The 21153-nt window shown below is 67.1% G+C and carries 11 protein-coding genes; 8 read left to right on the top strand and 3 right to left on the bottom strand.

What is annotated here, in order from left to right; translation table 11 throughout:
* Positions 1 to 183: zinc-binding dehydrogenase (locus LEL83_RS14800; RefSeq protein WP_225559385.1), on the top strand; the 183-nt coding region annotated here is incomplete at its 5' end.
* 102 nt (positions 184 to 285) lie between these two features.
* Here the strand turns inward: LEL83_RS14800 and LEL83_RS14795 are convergent.
* The 3 genes from LEL83_RS14795 to LEL83_RS14785 are packed head-to-tail and all read right to left on the bottom strand — an operon-like array spanning position 286 to position 12364.
* Positions 286 to 2259 (bottom strand): hypothetical protein, encoded by a 1974-nt coding sequence (locus LEL83_RS14795; protein WP_225559384.1) that lies wholly within the window; start codon positions 2257 to 2259, stop codon positions 286 to 288.
* Between the two features lie 8 nt (positions 2260 to 2267).
* On the bottom strand, positions 2268 to 10262 hold the full coding sequence (gene proA / locus LEL83_RS14790) for an anti-phage protein ProA (RefSeq protein WP_225559383.1): 7995 nt from the start codon (positions 10260 to 10262) through the stop codon (positions 2268 to 2270).
* Entirely contained in the window at positions 10259 to 12364 is a 2106-nt protein-coding gene (locus LEL83_RS14785; protein WP_225559382.1) for a nuclease-related domain-containing DEAD/DEAH box helicase, read from the bottom strand. The genes proA and LEL83_RS14785 overlap by 4 nt, the downstream gene beginning before the upstream one ends.
* A gap of 276 nt (positions 12365 to 12640) precedes the next feature.
* On the opposite strand from LEL83_RS14785, the gene LEL83_RS14780 reads away from it, so the two are divergent.
* The 7 genes from LEL83_RS14780 to LEL83_RS14750 form a co-directional block, all read left to right on the top strand.
* Positions 12641 to 15169: a GmrSD restriction endonuclease domain-containing protein gene (locus tag LEL83_RS14780; RefSeq protein ID WP_225559381.1), complete on the top strand. Its 2529-nt coding sequence runs from the start codon at positions 12641 to 12643 to the stop codon at positions 15167 to 15169.
* On the top strand, positions 15159 to 16763 hold the full coding sequence (locus tag LEL83_RS14775) for a hypothetical protein (RefSeq protein WP_225559380.1): 1605 nt from the start codon (positions 15159 to 15161) through the stop codon (positions 16761 to 16763). Before LEL83_RS14780 ends, LEL83_RS14775 begins: the two co-directional genes overlap by 11 nt.
* A gap of 22 nt (positions 16764 to 16785) precedes the next feature.
* A complete protein-coding gene (locus tag LEL83_RS14770) occupies positions 16786 to 17028 on the top strand; it encodes a hypothetical protein (protein ID WP_225559379.1) in 243 nt (80 codons plus the stop codon).
* Positions 17009 to 18202: an McrC family protein gene (locus LEL83_RS14765; protein ID WP_225559378.1), complete on the top strand. Its 1194-nt coding sequence runs from the start codon at positions 17009 to 17011 to the stop codon at positions 18200 to 18202. The genes LEL83_RS14770 and LEL83_RS14765 overlap by 20 nt, the downstream gene beginning before the upstream one ends.
* 59 nt (positions 18203 to 18261) lie before the next feature.
* A complete protein-coding gene (locus LEL83_RS14760) occupies positions 18262 to 18582 on the top strand; it encodes a nucleotide pyrophosphohydrolase (RefSeq protein ID WP_214563686.1) in 321 nt (106 codons plus the stop codon).
* A complete protein-coding gene (locus LEL83_RS14755) occupies positions 18569 to 20290 on the top strand; it encodes a DNA/RNA helicase domain-containing protein (RefSeq protein ID WP_225559377.1) in 1722 nt (573 codons plus the stop codon). Before LEL83_RS14760 ends, LEL83_RS14755 begins: the two co-directional genes overlap by 14 nt.
* A gap of 164 nt (positions 20291 to 20454) precedes the next feature.
* Positions 20455 to 21153, top strand: a 699-nt coding sequence (locus tag LEL83_RS14750; RefSeq protein WP_225559376.1) for an alcohol dehydrogenase catalytic domain-containing protein, incomplete at its 3' end; no start/stop codon positions are given.

The raw sequence follows: 21153 nt of genomic DNA, 5'->3' as shown, positions 1-21153 counted from the left end.
GTGCAGGTGATGGTGTTCTCGGAGTACCGGTCGTTCGACAAGCTCGAGCAGCTGCGGCATGCGGTGGAGAGCGGGACGTTGACGCCGCGGGTGGCTGAGGTGCTGCCGGCTGCTCGGGCTTCGGAGGCGCACGAGCGGTTGGAGGCTGGGGGGACGCGGGGGCGGTTCGTTCTGACCTGGTAGGGCGGGCAGTTGCGGGGCGGCCGAGAGGCGCGCTGCGGGCGGTGCTGTGGCTCTCGGTCGTCGGGGAGAGATTGCGGCGACCGCGCCGTACGCGAACGTGGGCTAGTTGGTTTTCGTGTTCGTGAGGTGCGGCCCGATGTAGCCAATGAACACCTTGCCGCTCCGGTCCGTGTCGTCGAAGTAGTGCATGCGTGGAGCGAACGTGTCGCGATGTGTTGGTCTGAAGTGCGCGAACATCTCCCTGGGGACCAGGGTGCCCGTGGAGTCGGGGATCGTGAAGATGCGTTCTTGACGCCAACCCTTGTTCTGCAGAACTGAATCACTCTCCGTCGAGGCGTGGCGATCACGTGGGCATCGGGTTCCCATTGGTCCATCGTCATTGGTGAGATACATGTGCATGTTCCCGCTCCAGCCGCCCGCCTTCGCCTCGGCGTAGTCGTGAAGAACGCGAACGTACAACCACAGCGCGGAAGCGTAGCGCCCGATGGGATCTCGCTCATCGACGGACAGGGGACCAGCGTCGTTGCCGGTGAACTGAACTCTTGCAAACGCCGCGTGTTCTTCATCACCGGGCGTCAGCCGCGCAACCAGCTCCCTCACGCTTTCAGGACCCGCCCAGGCGCTGTCATCGGGCACGATGACCAGGGCGGCACGCTGCTCGCTGGTCATCGAAGTGCGGAGCCAATCCCGTTCCCGCCTCAGGTCAAGAGCATCTTGCGCTTCGCTGGCCGCGATCAACTCAAGCTCATCGATGCGCTCCTTGAGCGCGAGAAGCTGATCGGCGAGCCGAGTCTCTCGGGCGCCGGCTTCCGCGAACAGCTCTTCGTAGGCTGACTTTTCGCCCGCGGCCTTCGCGAGGAGCGAATCCAGAGCATCGAAGTGGTCGTGCTCCAAGTCCGAGGCACCGAGCCAGCGTCGCACGAATCGGGCGATCCGGTCCTTCAGCCCGATGGAGAAGGCACTGGGTTCTGGCGACTCAATGGAAGAACTGACCGTCGCCTCGGTCGTCCCCGTGTGCGTGACCGAGCGCGTTTCGAAAGCCTCGTCCGTCGCGAGCGTTGTCTCGACGCGCTCCGCGACGATCGTACTGATCCGAGCGTCCCGAATCCTTCGGCTTTCGGCGTCGATGAGCAGTCGCATTCCACGGCGAACGTCCTTCGGGAGTTCGTGACCGAGGAAGTGCTTTCGGATGCCTTCCGCGTGCAGAGACTGGAGAGGCAAAGCAACTCGGCCGCCCCGGATGGAGCGAGCAAAAGTCGCCGGGCCGAGGACACGGTGTCGAGCACCGTCGGCGGGAAGTGCGAAGTCGACGTCCGTCACGAAGGTGCGGACCCGTCCCGGTGGAACACCATGTGACGGCGGGAGCATTGCAGCGAGAGCAACGGCGGCAGCATCTGTCACGACATACGTGGCAGCCACGCCGACGCTCATCGCGGTCAGGTCGGCGATCGTCCGTTGCCAGACCTCGTCCGTGTCGCGGCTAAGGGAGGTTGCCACGACTACCGGTACTCGGCGTTCTGCGTCGTTGATCACGGCCACGAGCGCTGCGACGTCATCAACATCGACACGGACTGGCGCCGGTGTGAGGTGAGCCGCCCCGTCGCGGACGATGGTCCGAGCGAGGAGGTTCTTGACGATGCGAGGAGGTGCGACATCTCGCATCGCTCGCTCCGGCTCAACGTCGAGCATGCCCGCCTCGATCACCACCGCCTCGCCGTTCGACCGAGACGACAGCGCGAACACCGAGATGAGCCAGGTACCTCGTTCGTTGGTCTCGACGAAGCGCGTGAGGCGCCGCCGGGCCCCGTGGGCATCGTCGTCGATGGTGACCGATACAACTGCACTCTTCCCGAGCCGGACGTCGCCTTCGCCGTCCCAGTCCGCAGATTCGAGAGTTCCGCGGCGCTTCGAGCGAAGCTTCGAGCGCAGCCACTGCCGCAGCTCCTCATCGGACAAGTCCAGCGCAGAGACGTCCTCTGGCAGACGAAGCACTGCCCGGTAGCCGACTGCGTGGTCGAGCACTGCTGCCTGCGCGGCTGACGCGCCGGCGCTCCCGCCGACCTCTTGCGTTGCCACGTTTCTCCTCATCGGTCAGCCATCCGGCCCAGGTCAACATCGCCTTGAGCAGTCCGAGCGACCCGCTGCGAGGTCAGCGCAACCATCAACGCCATCGTCATACGGTCGCTGACGTTCTGCGTCATCCTCGTTCCACCGAAGAGCGCGAGCGTCTCGCGCAAGAGTGACGTCTCGGACCGAGGCCCGCCGTGACGGATCAGGTGGACCATCGCGTTGCCGATCTCCCGGAGCGCGACGACCTCCACCGGCCGGGAGTCCTGAGGAGTGGATGCCCGGAAGCCCGACCAGCCTTCGGGGTCGACGCCTATCGGCCAGACGAAGCGCTCCAACGCACTCCAGCGCAGCATGGGTGGCACGAGCGCCGAGATCGCCTGCGCCCGAGCAGCGTGCACGCGATCCAGGCCGAACGAGTTCGCGACCAGGCGCACCAAACGCTCCTCGGCGATCGGCCCTTCCGCCTGGACCACCTCGACCAACAGCGCCTGGACACGAGCGGCGTTCTGCGGGAGATCGATCGCGTCGAGGACGGAGACGTCGCCGTACAGATCAGCTTGCGACCACGGACGGAACCGTTCGACCTCTCTGGTCGCGACCACTTCGCGAGCGAGGGCGTCCTGCTCGACCTGCGGGGTATGCGCGACGTGCGAGCGCGACGTGCCTGGCTCGTCGGGGCCTCCGCCCCCAGCGCGCGCGTCGAGGTGGACGTCGACTGGGTCATCAGAGGGCTCGGGAGTTGGTTCGACGAGGTCTGCCCGGGCTGCGAAGTCGATCGGGGACACCGGAAGCGAGCGGTCAATCGTGGACCCGTTCGGACCCCCCGAGAACGCCAACGCCCCTGGCAGCTCTTCGAGCACCTCGTGGATCGCCGTCGAAACGGCGGCTGTCGCCTCAGCGGCAACGACTCGCTCCTCATGCGCCTTCTGAAGCGAGTCGACGATCGAGTCGACCACGACGTCGTGGTCCGCCAGCCACTGCGGCATCCACACCCGTCGGACGCTCGGCCAGTGCATCAGGTTCTCGAGGACCTCCAGGGGGAGTGCGTCCCGGTCAGCGACCGTAGCGCGTGCCGCCCAGGCGGGAGTGTCGAGCAACACCGCGAGCAGCGGCTCCGTCGGGTTCGACGGGTGGGCCACCGCGATGTCGACCTTGAAGTCAGACAGACCCACGTCCGTCTGGACGGCCAGCCCGCGCGCAGCCAGCTCCGAGGCGATCTCGTCGCGGTGCCGATCCGTCAAGACGGCGTCGTCCCGTGTGCCGAGGGCTGCTCGGGCACCGCGCTGTGCGAGCTCGAGGTACGCGCGCAGGTGCTTGATGCCCAACGAGGTCGTCTCGTCAGCGCGGAGGTCCTGGGGGTCGAAGCTCGAGAACAGCACCACTTGCCGTCGTGCACGGGTCACCGCCACGTTCAGTCTCCGCTCACCGCCAGGGCTCGTGAGCGGCCCGAAGTTGAGCGGGAGGATGCCCCGCGAATTCTTGCTGAAAGCGGTGGAGAACAGGATCGTGTCGCGCTCGTCACCCTGCACGTTCTCGAGGTTCTTCACGAACAAGCCGTCCACGGCCGAATCGAGCGCCTCGTTGATGCGTGGATCTTCGAGCGCACGGAGGAGTTCCTCCACCAGGGACCGCTGCTGCGCGTTGAAGGTCACGACACCGAGCGACGGGACGAGGCCGGGCGAGGCCGTGAACCGCCGCTGGATCTCCGCGACGATCGCGCGGGCCTCGACCGGGTTCGTCCGGAGGTTCTGCCGGGTCGTGCCCTCATGCCCTGCGCGCATGAACTGGCCGTCGACGCGTCGGAGGGACACCCCGTGACCGTCGACGCCTGCGGATGCCTCACCCAGCGCAGGTGCGGGGAAGGACGTGAGCTGGTCGTCGTAGTAGTACCGGTTGCTGAACGCGATGAGCGACTCGTCCTGGCTGCGGTAGTGCCAGTTCAACTGGAAACGGTCCACGCGGGCCTGCACACACTGGGCGAGGATCGACTCCTCGTCGACCGTCACCTGTTCGGCGGCGCCGTTCTCGTCGTCGTCCGAGTCGTCGATCGAGGTCTCCGCAAACGAGGTCGGTGGCATCTGCTTCGAGTCACCGACCACGACCACCGCCTTCGCCCGCCCCATGGCACCGATCGCGTCCGCCACCCGCACCTGGGAGGCTTCGTCGAAGACGACGAGGTCGAACAGGCCCGGTGTCGCTTCGAAGAACCGTGCGACTGAGTCGGGGCTCACCAGGACGCAAGGGGTCAGTTCGGTCACGTACTGGCCGTAACGCGACATGAGCTCGCGGACCGGCATGAGCTTGCGCACCTTCGACGAGCGCACCTCAGCGAGGAACTGCCCGGCGCCGCCGGACGCGGTGGTCTCGTTGAACGTCCGCCGGGTGACGACCTTCTCGGGGATGACACGCGGGAGGTGCTCCCGCAGATCACGAGCGGCGTCGACGTACCGTCCGATCTTGTGTTCGTGGGCGGCAGGGTCGAACTGGTCGAGCCCCGTGGCGCGTGCCCGTTCGAGTTGCATCGCGGTCGCGAGCCCCCGGTCGAAAGCCTCGAGCGCGTCCTCGGATCCCTGGTCGCCGGTGAGCAGGACCTCGTACGCGTCGAGCAGTCCCGCGGCGCGGAGCGGCTCGAGGACCGACAGCCAGTCCGTCCAGGCCTCGGGAGTGCACCCGTCACGAGATGCTCCCGAACGGCCGTCGCGGGTCGCGTTCCAGCGGATGGTTGGCAGCTCTTCGCCGAGCCAGGGGAGCCACGCCGCGCTCGAGGCGAGCACTTCGAGAGCGGACGAGAATGCGACGACCTGGTCGCGGAGCTCGGGCTGCGGAGCACCGGAACGGGTCGTGTAGGCGAACAACGATCGACGGAACCGTCGGTCTTCCGCATCTTCGCTCGTACCGCCGGTCACATCGGCCAACCAGCTCAACCACCGGACTTCGGTCGCGAGCGACGCATGGGCGTCCTGGTCGAGCGGACTCCATCCCGCGCGGGTGGCGAGGCCCGGGATCACAGCGATGCTGCTGGCGAGGTCCCGAGCAGCCTGCTGCATGTCCGCCGCGCGCGCCGTCAGTGCCACGAGCCGGTCCGGGTCGACGACCACACCGGGAACCGTGTGCGGAGCGAGTTCGTCGGCAACGCTCTGAAGGCGTTTCTTGCGACCGAAGATGCTCGACGTCGCGGCGGCGGCTGCCTCCCTGGCGATCGTAGCGAGATCCGCTTGAAGCGATTCCCGGCGGATCACGGCGAGCACGTCGGCGTAGCGCTGCGAGAACGTGTGGACCTGGTCCTGAACGGCGGCTGTCGCATCACGCCACCGCTGCGTCCCGGCTTCGGTGAGCACGGCCGCGGCGACGGGCGGTGCCTCGACGATCGAGGCGAGGGCGCGGAAGTGCTTTGGCCTCGTGGCGTTGGTCAGGGCTTCGGCGTAGGAGCCGAGCGTCGGGTCGTCGCGCGCCGGGACCATGTCGACTGCACGATCGAACGCGACGGCGCGGGCACGCAGGGCTTCGGGATCGGTACCGGCCGAGGCAAAGGCCCATGGGTGATCGGCGACCGGGCGCGCCCGCAGTGCGACGTCCGGCGCTTCTCTGAGTGCTCGACGGATCGAGTTGATTTCCGACTCGGTGATGCGTGCCGCGACGTCGACCGGGATGTCGAGTGTCCGTGTGATGTCGGCGGTCGCGAGCTCCGAGTTGCGTGCCGTGTAGAACGATCGACCAGATTCGTTCGTCTCGTGCAGCCTCCGGGCGTACCGGCTGAGGCCACGGCGGTTCTGCGAGACTGCGTCGCCGGTGCGGACCACTGCTTCGTGGTCGACCCGCGGTCGTTGCGCGAGGGCCTCTCGGAGACGCGCGCGCACCTCAGCGGGCTTTGCTCCCTTGTCGTGCAGGTCGAGAGTGAAGGGCGCGAGTCCGACCGCGTCGAGTCGTCGTTGAACGACCTGGAGGGCGGCGCGCTTCTCCGCGACGAACAGCACGCGACTGCCGTCGGCGATCGACTTCGCAAGCAGGTTCGTGATGGTCTGCGACTTCCCCGTACCGGGCGGGCCCTCGAGCACGAACGTGCGGCCGGCCATCGCAGCAGCGACTGCCTCGAGTTGCGAGGAGTCAGCCGGCACGGGGAGCTCGGACAACAGCTCGTCGAGCTCGTCCGTCCCGGCCGAAGCGCTTTCTAGGTCGACCTGGTCGCCGACGAAGCGCTCGGTCGGTGACTCGATCAGGTGCTGCACGAGCGGATTGGTCGACAGCGACGCCCAGTTCTCGTCGAGGTCCTTCCAGAGGCGGAACTTCGCGAACTGCAGGATGGCGAGGTCCACCGTGGGTTCGACGACGGCGTCGATGCCGGCACGGAGGATCGCCGCTCGCGTGCCCGCCAGGACCTGCTCCACGTCGATGCCCGACGCGTCGGACTTCGGGTCGGCGAGCGCCGGGATCCGGATGCGATGCTCGGCCCAGATCTTCTCGAGGAGGCAGTAATTCGGAGTGGACATGCCGGATTCGTCGAGGACGACCTCGTACGCGCCGCCGCGCGTCCGGGCTTTCAGCGTGACGGGCACGAGGATGAGCGGGGAACGGACCTGCTTGCTCTTGACCGTCCAGACCATCGACCCGAGTGCGATGTACAGGTTGTTGGATCCGGTCTCCTCGACGACGGTCTTCGCCTTGTGCGCGAGCGTCTGGAAGTGGCGCGAGTAGCGGTCGACGGAGACGTCCCCGTAGACCGTCTTGTTGCCTCGGAACAGCTCGGTCTTGTCATCGTCGGGGAGGGAAGCCGCCGACCGCACGCCGCGTTGCAGGAGCACCTCGGGGAGGTCGTTCGAGGCCCGGATCGTGAAGGGCTTGCCGGAGTTGAGGTAGTCCTCGAACTCGGCGAGCCCGTTCGACGCCAGGTACAGCTCGAAGCGGGCTCGGTCCGTGAAGTTGATCAGGCGGTTCCGCAGGCTCAGGTCGAGCAGGTTGTTCTTCCACTGCTTCACGCGAGGGGGCGTGGAGTCCTCTGCAGACTCGATCGCTGCACCGGAGTCCGCTGGTACGTACTCAGCGAGACGCGCGTGCTCGACCTGGTACTCGACGACTCGCACCTCTCCGTCGTCGGTGACGGTCCTCGCCGGCAACGGGAGGATCTCGCTCCGGCGTGCGAGGAAGACGTCGACGACCCCCTGGACGTCGTGGAGCTCCTCCGACAGGTGACGTGCCCCGGCAGCGATCACGTCGGCGAGCGAAGCCGCCGAGCCGTCCGTGGTGAGCATCGTGGTCTCGATCGGGGTCACGGCCCCGATGTCGACCAGGTTCTTCAGCGTGACCCCGGGGGAGACGAGTGACGGCATCGGTGTGTCGAAGCGCGTGTAGGCGAGGAAGGCGTGCCGGCGCATGACGATCAGCAGTGGGCGGATCCCGGCCCACTCCAGCGCAGCAGCCAGCACCACCGTCGTGTCGAGGCAGGTGCCGAACCGGCCTTCGAGCACTTCTGCCGGGGTCCTCACCTGCTGGCCCGCACCGGCCCAGCTCGCGGGCGGCATGCTGTAACGGACCTGGCGGTTCCGCATCGCCCGCACGATCGCAGCGACCGTCTCATCGACGCGCTCCGGCCCCTCCTGGTAGCCGCTCAGGCTCGCTCGCCCCGTCTCGGCCGCCAAGATCGTCGACGCCTCGTCGAGCAGCGAGGTCAGCGCCGGATGGTTCGGCTGCACGTGTGCCGCGAGCATCTCCTCCGACAGCTGGGTGCCGCCGTCGACCCACTGGTGGGCGGCAACGAGGTGGACCTCAGCGGCGGCGGTGGCGAGAAGCTCGTCGCCGTCGCGAAGCGTGGCCGTGACGACGGCAGGACGAGCGGCCTCGACCGTCGCGGTGACGGCCGGATCGAGCCGGAACCCGAGGTCGTGCTTCTCGATCTCGGACTGCGGCGCGAGGTCGAAGAAGTGCTCCCTCGGCTCGCCGAGCGAGAGCCCGGCTGAGGAGACCTCGATGGTGAGCCGTGCGTCTCGGACGTTCGCGCCGTCGTGTCGGATGCGGACGGCGTTCACCACCGCGATCCGGTTGTGCGCCATCGCGTAGCTGATGAGCGGTGCACAGTCGATCGCGAGTTCCGTGGACCTCGTTGCCCTCCCTGCCTCGCCCGATGCCGAGTCGGCCGAGGCGGAGTCGTTTGCCGAAGCTGCGTGCCTCGCCTCCGCGGACGCAGTGGTCGCAGGTGTCGCGGTCCGCTCGGCCATCGACGACTGGAACGTCCGCCGGAGCTCCGTCGCCTCCGCAGCTTGCTCATCGGCACCCACGGCCTCGAGGAGACGGACGGTTGTGTCGAGCGCCCGGTAGGTGTCTGCTTCGTCGAAGACGGCGTTGTGTGCCCATCGGTTCCGGACATCGCGCAGCTCGCCGGCGAGTCGTCGCCCGTTGTGGTCGAGGTCGAAGGCGAATCCGAGCTGCGGCAACTTCTCGGTCAGGGCGCGGAGGACCACCTGCAGGTCGTGTTCGTCGTACTGGGTGTTCGACCGGCCGTGCTTCTGCTGGTCGAGCAGCTGGATGAGTTGGGGCCACCGCGCTCCGGACGAGATGCGGGGCTGCAGGACGTCACTGACGAACGGCTCCAGGCCGGCGACCGCGACTCGTAGCGCTGCTCCGACGTACTCGACGTCCTCGGGGCCGTTCGTCATCGCAGCGTCCTCTCGTGCAGGTCGTGAGCGCGGTTCGGTCAACGGCGCTTCCGGAGCAGCCGACGGTTGTACGGGAACCCCCGCCGACAGCGACTCACCTTGCCACGAGCCGCCGTCATCACCGGCACGGGCTGAGATGAGCGCTGAATCGAGCGTCGCCTCGTCGATCATCGGGACGCCGTACTGCCGCGCCTTCTTCGCCTTGCCGCTCAGGCTGTCCGGGTCTGCCGCGACGAGGAGGGTCGTCTTCTTCGTCACCGCGGCGCCCACGGTGACACCGAGCGCGCGCAGCTCGTCTTCGATGTCCGCGCGGGGGCGACGCATCTCGCCCGTCAGCACGACGATCGTCGCTGCGTCGAGCTGCGGCCGCGGCTCAGCGGCCGGTGTGCTGAGCGGCATCGGGCTACCGGCGGACCCTGCGAGCGCCGCCCGCACGACGTCGGACGGGACGCGCAGCAGTTCGGCCACACGGTCGACTTGCGCCCGTTCGGAGGGATCGAGCACGCCGTCGCGCAGGGCGGCGCGGGCGAGCGTGTGCACGTACTCCTGGTGGAGTCGGGCGCGCTGGTCTGCCGGCATCGCGAGGTGCACAGCGAGGTCGTCGAGCGCGACTGATTCGTCGATGCTGAGGAACCCGTCCGCGACGGCACGGTCGACGAGCGCGAGGTACTCCCGCTCGGTGTGGTCGGTGCTCGCCGGTAGGAGCTCGACCGCGCGGTCCATCGCGCTCGTGGCTGAGGCGGCTGAGGCGCGGCGTCGGGGCAGCCACTCCGGCCCACTCGCTCGGGGGCGTCCCCACGTGAGTGTCACGCCGGTCTCGAGACGTTCGTCCCAGCACCGCCGGTCCTCTGCGGGGTCTTGCATGTAGGCGCCGAGGAGCCGAGCGGTCGCTCGGGCATCTGCGAGTGCTTCGTGCGCGTCGACCAGGTCGATGTCGAACGCGGAGCAGCAGTCGGCGAGGCTCCGCGCGGCGCCGGGCAGGAAGGTGCTCGCGAGTCGCATCGTGCACACCGAGTTGTCCGTCGTGCACGGGAACGGCGCGCCGGCGTGAGCGAATTCCGCCTGCAGGAAGGAGACCTCGAAACGCACGTTGTGGGCGACGAGCGTCCGTCCCTGAAGGAGGTCGGTCAGGTCGCCGACGATGTCCCCGAACGTCGGCGCACCGATGACGTCCGCTCCGCGGAGACGGTGGATGTGCGTGGGCCCGAGGTCTCGGTTCGGGTTGACGACTGTCTCGAACTCGCGCTCGATCCGCCCATGTTCGTCGACGAGGACGACGGCGATCTCGATCACTCGGTGGCCTGTCTTGGGAGACAGCCCCGTCGTCTCGAGGTCGACCACTGCAAAGCCCCTGTTGGTCATCTGTTGCTCCCCGTTCCGTTGCGGACACCCACCCACAAGCCGTCCCGCGCCCGTGTCATCCCCACGTACAGCTCCCGGCGACCACGCTCCCGCCGCTCCCGTTCGGTCTCCGACGGTTCGGCCGGGGCAGCATCGAGCAGCCGGGGGTCGACGTGCGCGAGCAGCACCTGCTTGAACTCGAGGCCCTTCGCCCGCTTCACGGTCCCCACGCGAACCGCGTCGGAGGTCCGACCCGCGTACTGCTGCAGTGAGACGGTCGGGATGCCGGCTCGCCCGAGCGCCTCCATGACGTCGTTCGCCTGCCGGTTCGTCGCCGTGAGGATGCCGACGTCACCGTGACCGGTCCCGACGAGTCGAAGGACCTCGGCCAGCCGGTCGAGCATGGCCCGGTCGTGGTCAGCGCGACTTGTGAGGCGCGTCATCGTCGGAGCGGCACCGGAGCGCGAGACGTCGGACACCGCGTCACCGACCCCGTCGACACCCTCGATGTCAACGAACTGGTCGTCCGCCACCATCTCCTTCGCGAACTCGAGGATCTCAGCGGTGTTCCGGTGGTTGACGTCGAGCACCACGCCTCGGCCCGACAGGTTGATGCCGACCTCGCCGAGCGTGTACCCGCCGGGGTAGATCGTCTGCTGTCCGTCACCGATGAGTGTCAGGCCGTCGGTCCGGTCACCCACGAGCTGGTGCACGAGCGCGACCATCGCGCAGGACAGGTCCTGCGCCTCGTCCACGATGACCGCGTCGTACCGCTCGAGCGGCACCGCGCGCACCGCGTCGCGAGCGAGCAGGACGATGTCCTCCCAATCATGCGCCCGTCGCTCACGCAGCCCGCGTGCGTACGCCTCGTACAGGTCCCAGACGGCCTGGCGCGTCTCCAGCGGGAGCGCGTGCTTGCGCCCGACGCGGGCCAGGTCCGCGTACTCGTCGAACTGCGTCAGGCCGCGGCCCTTGATGACGTGGCTGATCTCGTCTTCCCAGTACGAGCGCGAGAATCGCGACGACCGCAATGGACTGGAGGCGCGGATCGCGTTCCACGCGTCGTCGAACGCGAGTCGGGCCTCCCGTCCAGGAGCGCGGAACGCAATGCCGCGTTCCTTCAGCAGGCGCGTGGCGAACGCGTGGACACCCATGAAATCGACGCGACCGACCATGTCGGGTGCGAGGCGTTCGAGGAGTGACTCGAGGACCTTCGGCAGGGTGCTGATGTACGTCGTGAACAGCACGCGCCCGCCGGTTGCGCGTGCGAGGTACGCGGCACGGTGCAGTCCGACGACGGTCTTGCCGGTGCCGGCAGCGCCCCGGATGCGGGCCGGGCCGTTGAAGCTGCGGCGGACGAGCTTGGCCTGTGCCGGGTCGAGGAACGCCATCCAGTCCTCGATCGGCGCTTCGAGCACGCCGTCGAGGAGTTGGTCGGTCAGCTCGTCGTCCATCGCAGCCATCGTCGGCGCGGGCGTTGGCGCGGGCTCGCGGGGGAGGACGGCTGTGGGGGCGACGATCTGCGGCGGTGCCGTTGCCTCGTCGCCGATCACGGGGAAGTGGCGCAGCATCGCGGCGAGGACGTCGTCGACCCGGGATGCCGACAGTCGGGCTCCGCGCTTCGTGATGTGCCCGACGAGGTCGTGCGCCCCGATCACGTCGACCGATGCGACGCGGGCGTGCATCTTCTTCTGGCCGGCGAGTGCGGCGACCGCGTGGACTTCGCCGGGCGCCAGGCCCGTGTCCGCCAGTGCTGCCTCGGTGCTGTAGGCGAGGTCGGCGAGGCGGGCGATGTCGTCGGTGACGTCCTCTTGGCCGCGGGTGATCCGGTCGCCGTGGACCGCGACCTCGCGCCAGGCCTTCGTGTCGACGATGAAGACGCCAGCACGGCCGACGACGACCATGTCCACCTGGGCCGTGCGGCTGCCGGGCCAGCGGCGGTCTGCGAGCAGGTGGTACCCGATGCCGGCGAGTGGGGCGAGGATCCGGGCGGTCTCGCTCTCGGTGCGGTGCGCGATCTCGAAGCGGTCAGCCCGCTGCTCGGCATCGTCTGCCTGGCGGCGGAGTTCGCGTGCGTGACTGCGCTGGCGGTGCGCCTCGACCCCTGCGGATTCTCCAGCCATTGTCATGGTGTTGCCCCTCGGAGGATCCGTTCGTCTTGACCGTTTGCCGTCCCCGGAGCGCGCGGTGCTGATTCATCCTCGCGGATGCGATGCCGCCTCAAAAGCACCTCTTTTGGGGTGCCCTCGTTTAGCAGCCATTGGGTAGATGCGTTACACATCAGCAAACGGACGCTTGCGGGGTTCCGCAGAAGTGCCGAGACGAATGGTGGAGCGTGGCCACCAGTGTCGAGAAGGACTCGGTTCTGTCCCTAGGATCTCGATGACGGAGGACCATACATGGACGTACGTGAGACCACCCTGCAGGAACTGCTCGGCGGACCCAAGCAGTACCTGGTTCCGCTCTACCAGCGGCCCTACGCGTGGGAGGTGCGTCAGCGGAAGCGCCTGTGGAGCGACATCCTCGAACTCGCTGAAACCCGCCGGACGAATCCGAGCGCGACGCACTTCATGGGCTCACTCGTGCTCTCGACCGGCGCAATCGTGCCGACCGGCATGGAGTTCCTCGTCGTCGACGGCCAGCAGCGACTGACGACGTTGTCGATCCTGCTCTGCGCGCTCCGCGACTACCTCCGGGTGCACCAGACCGATGCGCCGATGCTCGCCGAGAGCATCCACGAGCAGTACATCGCGGACCGCTTCAAGCCTGGCGACGCCCGACTGAAGCTTCTACCCACGCAGGCGGATCGCGACTCGTTCCGTGCTGTCGTCGACGGTGCGGTCGGTGCCGACTCCACGTCCGGGGTGGGCGACGCCTACTCGTTCTTCCGTCGCGAGCTCGAGCCGGCTGACGACCCGGACGATCCCCACGACATCGAACGAATCCGCGAGGCCGTCCTCGGCGGTCTGAGCTTCGTGTCCATCACCGCTCGCGACGAAGACAACGTCTACCGGATCTTCGAGTCGCTCAACAACACGGGTCTCCGACTGACCCAGGGTGACCTCGTCCGCAATTACCTGTTCATGCGACTCGGGTCGCGAGGGGAATCCGTCTACTCGTCGTGGTGGCTCCCGATGCAGCGCCGACTCAGCGTCAACGATCTCGAGCTGATCTTCTGGCTCGACGCCGTCGCAGACGAACCGCTGCTCAAGCAGGGCGACATCTACAGCTACCAGCAGGCGCGGCTTGCCAAGATGAACGACGAGCAGATCCTCGCGGAGATCGAACGCTTCAGCCGTTTGTCTGAGCAGCTCGAGGTGATCCGGGAGCCTTCCCGCGAGCCTGACCCCAGTGTTCGCCAGCACCTGCAGCACCTGGCTGAATGGGGATCGACGACCACCGTGCCGCTCACCCTTCGGCTCCTCGCACGGCGCGCCGCCGGCACCAGCAGCACGGAGCAGGTCGCGGGCGCGCTCGCAGCCGTCGAGTCCTACATCGTTCGCCGGACCATTGGTGGGCGTTCGGGCCAGGGCCTGAACCGGACCATCCTGCAGGCGTGCGGTGTCCTTGATGATCGACCGGTCGACCAGGTTCTCGTCGACTACTTCTCGACCGGGCGAAAGTACTTCTCGACCGACGACCAGATCCGGGACGCGGTCCGCACCCAGCCGTTCTACCTGCGTGGTCTGCGGACCCAGCAGAAGCTGATCCTGAAGTGGGTACAGGAGGAACTCAACTCGAAGGAACCCGTTGACGTCGAGAAGTCGACGATCGAGCACATCTTGCCGCAGACGCTGACCCCGGAATGGCGTGCAGCACTCGATGTCGACCTCGCTGACGAGGAGACCGTCGACCTGGTGCACGAGCAGCTCGTGCACTCGCTCGGAAACCTGACCCTCACCGGCTACAACTCCGAGCTCAGCAACCGGCCATTCCCCTCGAAGCAGGAAGATTTCCGGAAGAGCAGCTTCAGCGGTCTGAACCGGCTTGTCCTCGAAGCCTCGACGTGGGGGCGCGCCGAGATCCTCGCTCGCGGAGAGTGGTTCGCCGAACGGATCGTCGAGCAGTGGGCCGGCCCGAACGAACGGCTTCAGTCATCCGACACCGGCCGCGACTGGTCGCTCGTGCACCAGGCGATCATGGCGATCCCGGCCGGGCACTGGTCGTCGTATGGTGACGTCGCTGCTCTCGTCGGCACGCACCCGGTCCCGCTCGGCGTCCATCTGGCGAGCCACGAAGTCATCGGCGCACACCGGGTCCTGCAGGGCGGCGGCACGATCTCGCCCGGGTTCCGCTGGGCGGACCCGGCCGACGAGCGTGACCCTCGAGCGGTGCTCGAAGAAGAGGGGCTGCGATTCTGGACCAACGGCGCTGCTGACGAGGCTGCCCGGCTCTCGACCGCGGCGCTCGCCGAGCGGGTGGGTCTGGTCACTGACGGAGCCAACAGCACGGATGCGGTGTCAGACGGCACGTTCATGGGGCAGTTGTCGAGCGCGAACCCGCCGGCGACCTTCCATGCCGTCTCCGAGCTCTTCACCGCGTGGAAGGAACTCGGCGGCACCGTCGAGTTCGGGTCGAACCGGGAGAGCAGTGCATTCATGACGGCACCGCGACGGTCCGCGGAGGGGCCGTCGCACTGGCCCTTCGCGATCTACCCGATCTCGGGGAGCGTCGAGGTGGTGTTCCAGCACCTGCGAGTCCGCCCGCCGTTCGATGACCTCGCCCTGCGGCAAGAGTTCCGTAGCCGACTCAACGCCGTGCCAGGGATCGACCTCGCCGCCAGCAGGATCGACAAGCGGCCGTCGTTCCCGATCGACGTGCTCAACGCGACCACTGCCCGCGAGCAGGTCGTTGATGCGCTGCGGTGGTTTGTCGACCAGCTCAACCCCAACACGCAGAACGCTGAAGGAGACACCGATGAGCGATGAGCTCCACGACGAAGTGCACGAGGATGAGCCACAGAACGACGAGGCACCCTCGTCGGCGTTGGTCGAGTTCGAGGACGGTCTCGCCATCTTCTTCGGCACCGATGTCCCGGATGGACTCGAGGTCGTTCCGTTCTCGTTCATCGACGAGCCAACGCTGCGCGCAGTCTCGACGGCCGTCGGGAACGCCGTCGGCCTTGGAAGCGTCGGCGCGCAGGGCATCAATGCAGCGATGCAGGCCCAGGGACTCGTGCGACTTGCACCGCAGACTATCGAGGCGCTCAAGACGGCGACACCGATAGTCAAGGACGGCTGGAACCTTGGGACCCTCGCGAGCGGCGGCGGTTCATTCACAGCGTCGGTCCGCTGGCTCCCCGCCACTGCAGCGACGACTGCCTCGGTCCTTGCCTCGATGGGGCCGGCGATCACGTTGATGGTCGTCCAGTTCCAGCTGAACCAGATCGCTGCTGTTGCCCAGCACAATCTGGAACTGACCTCGAAGGTGCTGCAGGTCGTGCGCCAGGGCCAGTGGTCCGCCGTGACCGGACACTACGAGACCCTCATCCGCGAACTGCGGCACGCCCGACGGATCGGGGAAGTAACCGACGCCGTCTTCGCTGAGGTGCGCGGCTACCAGGGTGAGCTCACGTCGCAGTGGGACGCGAACAAGCATGCAGTCCAGCGATACGCCGACGAGCTGGCGAGGAAGGTCGGACACAAGGACCGCCAGCAGTACCTCGCCGACAACGGACAGGCGATCATCGCCGACGTCCAGGCGCTTCTGCTCTCGCAGACATCCTGGTTCGTGTATCAATCCCTCCGCGCCGGCCACTTGTTGCGGAGTGCGAAGACGAACGACGCAGACGCCAAGCTGCTCGACGGGTTGGTGACTGATGCCCGCGATCTGCACGAGCAGTCGCTTGCCCAGACAGACGAACTGCTGGACCAACTCGCTCGAGAGTTCGCAATCATCGCCGAACTGCCGGGCAAGCGGACGTTCAAGATCGGGGGTACCGCACGAGCGGCGAAGGAGTCACACCTCATGGTGCGCGAGCTCCAGGACGCCCTGGGGCACATCCGTGGCCTCGAGGCGGCCAGCGACCGAGAGTCCCTCGAGCTTCCGTCGTTGCTGGTCTTCGAGGACGACGTTCCGGAGGAGCTCGTTCGGATCCTCCCGTTCCGCCTCCAGTCCGGGGAGCAGGTCCTCGCGCTAGCAGACGTCTCGTTCGACCGGATCACCCTTCCCCGTCTGAGCGACGGTTGGGTTGCCGTTACCGACCGACGTCTGCTCCTGACCAAGCAGGACTCGTTGCGACGGGTTGGTGCGATCGACTCCGAGTTGAGCCTCGCGAACATCCGGTACGTCCGGCGTCCGGAGGCTCCGGAGCGGCCACCCGTCGTCGAGATCATCACCAAGGACGCGGACGTGACCCTCCGCTTCCCCGCGTGGGCGAAGACGGGTGCAGCGCGCCGATCCGCGGCCGACTTCGGGGAGCTGATCGCCAGTTTCATGAACCTGCCTTCCGAGGAGATCCCGGCGGTCAGCCTGCTCGAGATCGCCGCTCCAGATGGAGGATTGCGCTCGGTTCGAAGCTGATCCACACAGCTGCGCCGACCTGTTGACGCGACTCAACGCGCAGATCCAGGACCACGATGCGAAGGTCGGGCCGTCGTTCCTGATGCGCGATCTCGCCGGGACCGGGCTGCAGGACGTGTGGCGGTACGAGATCCTGCCGCTCCTGGCGGAGCACCACTACGGCGAAGGCGTCAACCTGGAGGCACGGTACGGCCTGGCAACGCTGCGTCACCAGGCGACACGCGAGGCTACGGACGGGGCCGAAGGTGCTTCCTTCGACGATTGAGCTGCGGGAAGCAGACCAGCCGGTGGTGCACCGGCTGCCGCGCGCGGTGGCGGTCGGTCTTGCGTCGGCGAACATCGCGACGGTCGCGCCGACGTTCGGTGCTGACGAGTACCGCGTGAGCGGTGTCCGGAAGGTCGGCGTTGTGCGGATCGCCGGGCACACCGTGTGGCTCAAGCCGAAGAAGCCGGTGCGGCGGTTGTTCGCAATGCTCGGGTACGGGCGGGCCGGCAGTGCGATCTGGACCGACGACGACTTCGGGTTCTATGAGGACGATGAGCTGGTGCCGGCCTTCGCGCACGCGTTCGTGCGACAGGCCTCGCGGGCGCTCGCCGGCGGGCCGCTCCGCGGGTACGTCACCCGCGAGGAAGCGCTGCCGCTCGTGCGTGGGCGGTGGCGGATCGGGGACCAGCTGACGCGGCGCGGAGGGCAGCCGCTGCCGGTGGAGGTGTTGTTCGACGGCTACCTCGAGGACATCCCCGAGAACCAGGTGCTGCTGACAGCTGCGACGCGGTTGTTGCGGCTGCCCGGTGTGCCGGCGGACGTGCTCGGCGCGTTGCGGCGGCTCGTGCGGGTGCTCGTGCGGGTGCTCGACGGAGTGTCGGCGATCCCCGTCGGGGTGCCGGTCGTCCGGGCGGATCGACGGAACGCGCGCTACTCATCGGCGTTGGCTCTGGCGTCCCTCGTATTGTCAGGGTCATCGATCGAGCAACGCGCAGGAACTGTCGTCGCGTCAGGATTCCTCGTCGACATGTGGTCAGTGTTCGAGGAGTTCGTTTCGGCTGCTCTCCGCGAGGCCTTCAAGCCGTACGGGGGAGTGCTCGTGTCGCAATACCAATCGACCCTCGACGTCGAGGGCACGGTGAAGATCGCGCCTGACCTCCTGTGGCTCGTCGACGGGGTCGTGCGGGCGTGCATCGATGTGAAGTACAAGGTCGAGAAGCACGGGCAGTACCCGAACGCTGATCTGTACCAGATCGCCGCGTACTGCAGGAGGCTCGGGTTGGGGGAGGGGCATCTCGTCTACGCGGCGGGAGAGTCAGAAGCGCGGCAGATCGAGGTGATCGACGGTCCTCTGATCAATCGGCATGCACTGGATCTCAGCCGTTCGATGGCGGCAGTAGCTCAACAAATATCGTCGTTCGTTCGACAGGGTCTGCGTAGCGAGAGCGTTTGACCGACCGACCGACCGTGCGCTCGTCTCGCTGTCGTGCGCCGCGCTGCTAGCGTCGCAGCATGGCGGATGAGGGGCTGCGTGACGAGCTACGGGCTTTCGTCGACGAACGCGACTGGGGTCAGTTCCACAGTCAGGAGAACCTTTCGAAGAGTATCTCGATCGAGGCGGCGGAGCTGCTCGAGTGCTTCCAGTGGAAAGCCGAGGCCGACGAGTCCCGCGTGCGGAGCGAGCTTGCTGACGTGCTCACGTACTGCTTCCTCCTCGCGGACCGCCTCGGCACGTCGCCGGAGACCCTGATCCGCGAAAAGCTCGCAATTACGAAGGCCAAGTACCCGGTGGAACGATCGCGAGGGCGGAGCACGAAGTATGACCAGCTTTGACATCGAGCGGCTCCCGTTCACCCGAAAGGACCTGCGGTCGTGGCAAGCGGATGATCGTCGCTTCATCAACTGGCCAGTGGTCTACATCCTCGACGATGGGAAGCGGGCGTACGTCGGCGAGACCCTGAACACCGCCGCGCGGATGCGGCAGCACCTCGAGTCAGCCGAGCGCAAGACGCTGAAGGCGGTTCGGCTCGTCCTCGACGACACGTTCAACAAGTCTGTTTGCCTCGACCTCGAGTCGCAGCTCATCGCCCTGCTCGCGGCCGACGAGAAGTTCACGGTGCTGAACAGCAACAAGGGCATCGTCGATGCCGATTACTTCGATCGACCGAGGTACCGCGACACCTTCAAGCAGATATTTGATGCACTCCGCGAGCAGCAGGTGTTCTCTCGCAGTCTGCCCGAGATCGAGAATCGCGAGCTCTTCAAGCTTTCACCCTTCAAGGCCTTGAACCGTGACCAGGCGATCGCGATGGAGGACATCCTCGAGGGCCTGTTCGACGACTGGAACGACGAGGCAGCGACTCCGATCACCGTGCAAGGGGATCCCGGCACCGGCAAGACCATTGTCGCCGTCTACTTACTCAAGCTCCTCCGAGACCTCGCCCAGGGGAAGGGGCTCGACGATGTCGAGAGCGACGCCCTCTTCTCCGACTTCTTCACCGAGGACAACCACCGTCTGCTCGATGGTTCGCGGCTCGGCCTCGTCGTTCCGCAGCAGGCGTTGCGGGCGTCCCTCAAGCGCGTGTTCGCGAAGACCCCCGGTCTTGACAAGACGATGGTGCTGACTCCGTTCGAGGTCGGGAAGAGCGATGAGCCGTGGGACCTGCTCGTCGTCGATGAATCGCACCGCCTCAACCACCGCGCCAATCAAGCGTCCGGCATGCAGAACAAGGGCTTCGGGGAGATCAACGAGAAGTTGTTCGGCGCCGACTCGGACCACCTGACACAAGTGGACTGGATCCGGAAGCAGAGCCGGCACCAGATCTTCCTGATTGATTCGCATCAGAGCGTGCGCCCGGCCGATCTCCCGCAAGCGACGCAGAAGGCGCTCATCGACGAGAGCGACGCCGCGGATCGCCGTTACCGACTCTTCACGCAGATGCGCGTGCAGGGTGGAGCGGATTACGTGTCCTTCGCGCGAGCGCTCCTGAGTGAGAAGCCCCGCGAGCGTGAGGACTTTGGAGCCTACGACGTGCGGTTCTTCGACGACCTCGGCGAGATGCACGACGCAATCCGCGCCCGCGACACAGAAGTCGGTCTCTCCCGCCTCGTTGCCGGGTACGCCTGGGAGTGGAGGAGCAAGAACGACTCGGCCGCGATCGACATCGAAATCGACGGTCGCAAGCTGCAGTGGAACCAGACCCAGACCGACTGGATCACCTCACCGGGGGCGGTCGAGCAGGTCGGATCGATCCACACCGTGCAGGGGTACGACCTCAACTACGCGGGTGTCATCATCGGGCCGGACGCGCGGTTCGATCAAGAGGCGCAGCGTGTCGTCTTCGACCGATCGAACTACTTCGACAAGAAGGGTATGGAGAACAATCCGCGGCTCGGGATCAAGTACTCGGATGAGGACGTCCTCCGCTTCGTGACGAACGTGTACTCGGTCCTGATGACGCGCGGGGTACTCGGCACCTACCTGTACGTGGTTGACCCGGCGCTGCGGGAGCATTTGCGCGCGATCATCAAGGCGCGCTGAGCCGACCCCGAGTAGCGGCCCTGATTCCCGCTCGCCTTGCGCGAAATCGTGCTGGGGCTGCTGCAGACCTTGCACGCGCCGCGGCTCACCGCCGTCCTCGAAGGGAGCGGCACATCCGTCGTTGCCGGCGCGACTGGGCTGTTGAACGGGAGGATGGACGAGCCTTGATCAATGTCGCCGCTCACGGCGACGCTGCGGTTGAGCACGCCCGTATTGTTCGCCTGGTCGATGGAGGCGACCGGGGACGAAGCCGACCTGGTCGGGGGAGGCACGGCAGCGAATGGTCGTTCACGGGGGTGCGGGCCGGGCAGCGGGACAGCTCGCAGGCCTCGCCGCCGTACGTGCCGGGGATGGACGCGGCTGGCGTGATCGACGAGGTCGGGCCCGATGTGTCCGGGTGGGCCGTTGGTGACGAGGTGATGGCGATGGCGTTGCCGCTCAGCGCGCACGGTGGGGCCTACGTGCAGGAGCTCGTCGCGCCGGTGGGGTCGTTCTCGCGGATCCCTCGTGGGACGTCGATCGAGGCTGCTTCCACGGTGCCGATGAACGGGTTGACGGCGTTGCAGATCCTGTCGCACGCTTCGCTCGCGCCGGGGCAGACGCTCGCCGTGACCGGGGCTGCGGGGCTGCTCGGGAACTACGTGGTGCAGCTGGCGAAAGCGGCGGGGCTGACGGTGATCGCGGATGCTTCACCCGCTGACGAGGCGCTTGTGCGGTCGCTTGGGCCGGACCACATCGTGCGTCGCGGTGATGGGTTCGCTGCCGCGGTGCGCGAGCTCGTGCCGGACGGGGTGGACGCGCTCGCCGATGCTGCTGTGCAGCGAGCCTCGGTGGTGGACGCGGTCCGGGACGGGGGTGTCTTC

It is taken from the genome of Curtobacterium oceanosedimentum (genome assembly GCF_020297365.1).
Taxonomy (GTDB): Bacteria; Actinomycetota; Actinomycetes; order Actinomycetales; family Microbacteriaceae; genus Curtobacterium.
This window is presented reverse-complemented; position numbering and strand designations above follow the sequence as displayed.

Coding starts and splice junctions, on each gene's coding strand:
- LEL83_RS14755 (WP_225559377.1), top strand. CDS start 18,569: ATGACCAGCTTTGACATCGAGCGGCTCCCGTTCACCCGAAAGGACCTG.
- LEL83_RS14775 (WP_225559380.1), top strand. CDS start 15,159: ATGAGCGATGAGCTCCACGACGAAGTGCACGAGGATGAGCCACAGAAC.
- LEL83_RS14785 (WP_225559382.1), bottom strand. CDS start 12,364: ATGGCTGGAGAATCCGCAGGGGTCGAGGCGCACCGCCAGCGCAGTCAC.
- LEL83_RS14760 (WP_214563686.1), top strand. CDS start 18,262: ATGGCGGATGAGGGGCTGCGTGACGAGCTACGGGCTTTCGTCGACGAA.
- LEL83_RS14780 (WP_225559381.1), top strand. CDS start 12,641: ATGGACGTACGTGAGACCACCCTGCAGGAACTGCTCGGCGGACCCAAG.
- proA (WP_225559383.1), bottom strand. CDS start 10,262: ATGACCAACAGGGGCTTTGCAGTGGTCGACCTCGAGACGACGGGGCTG.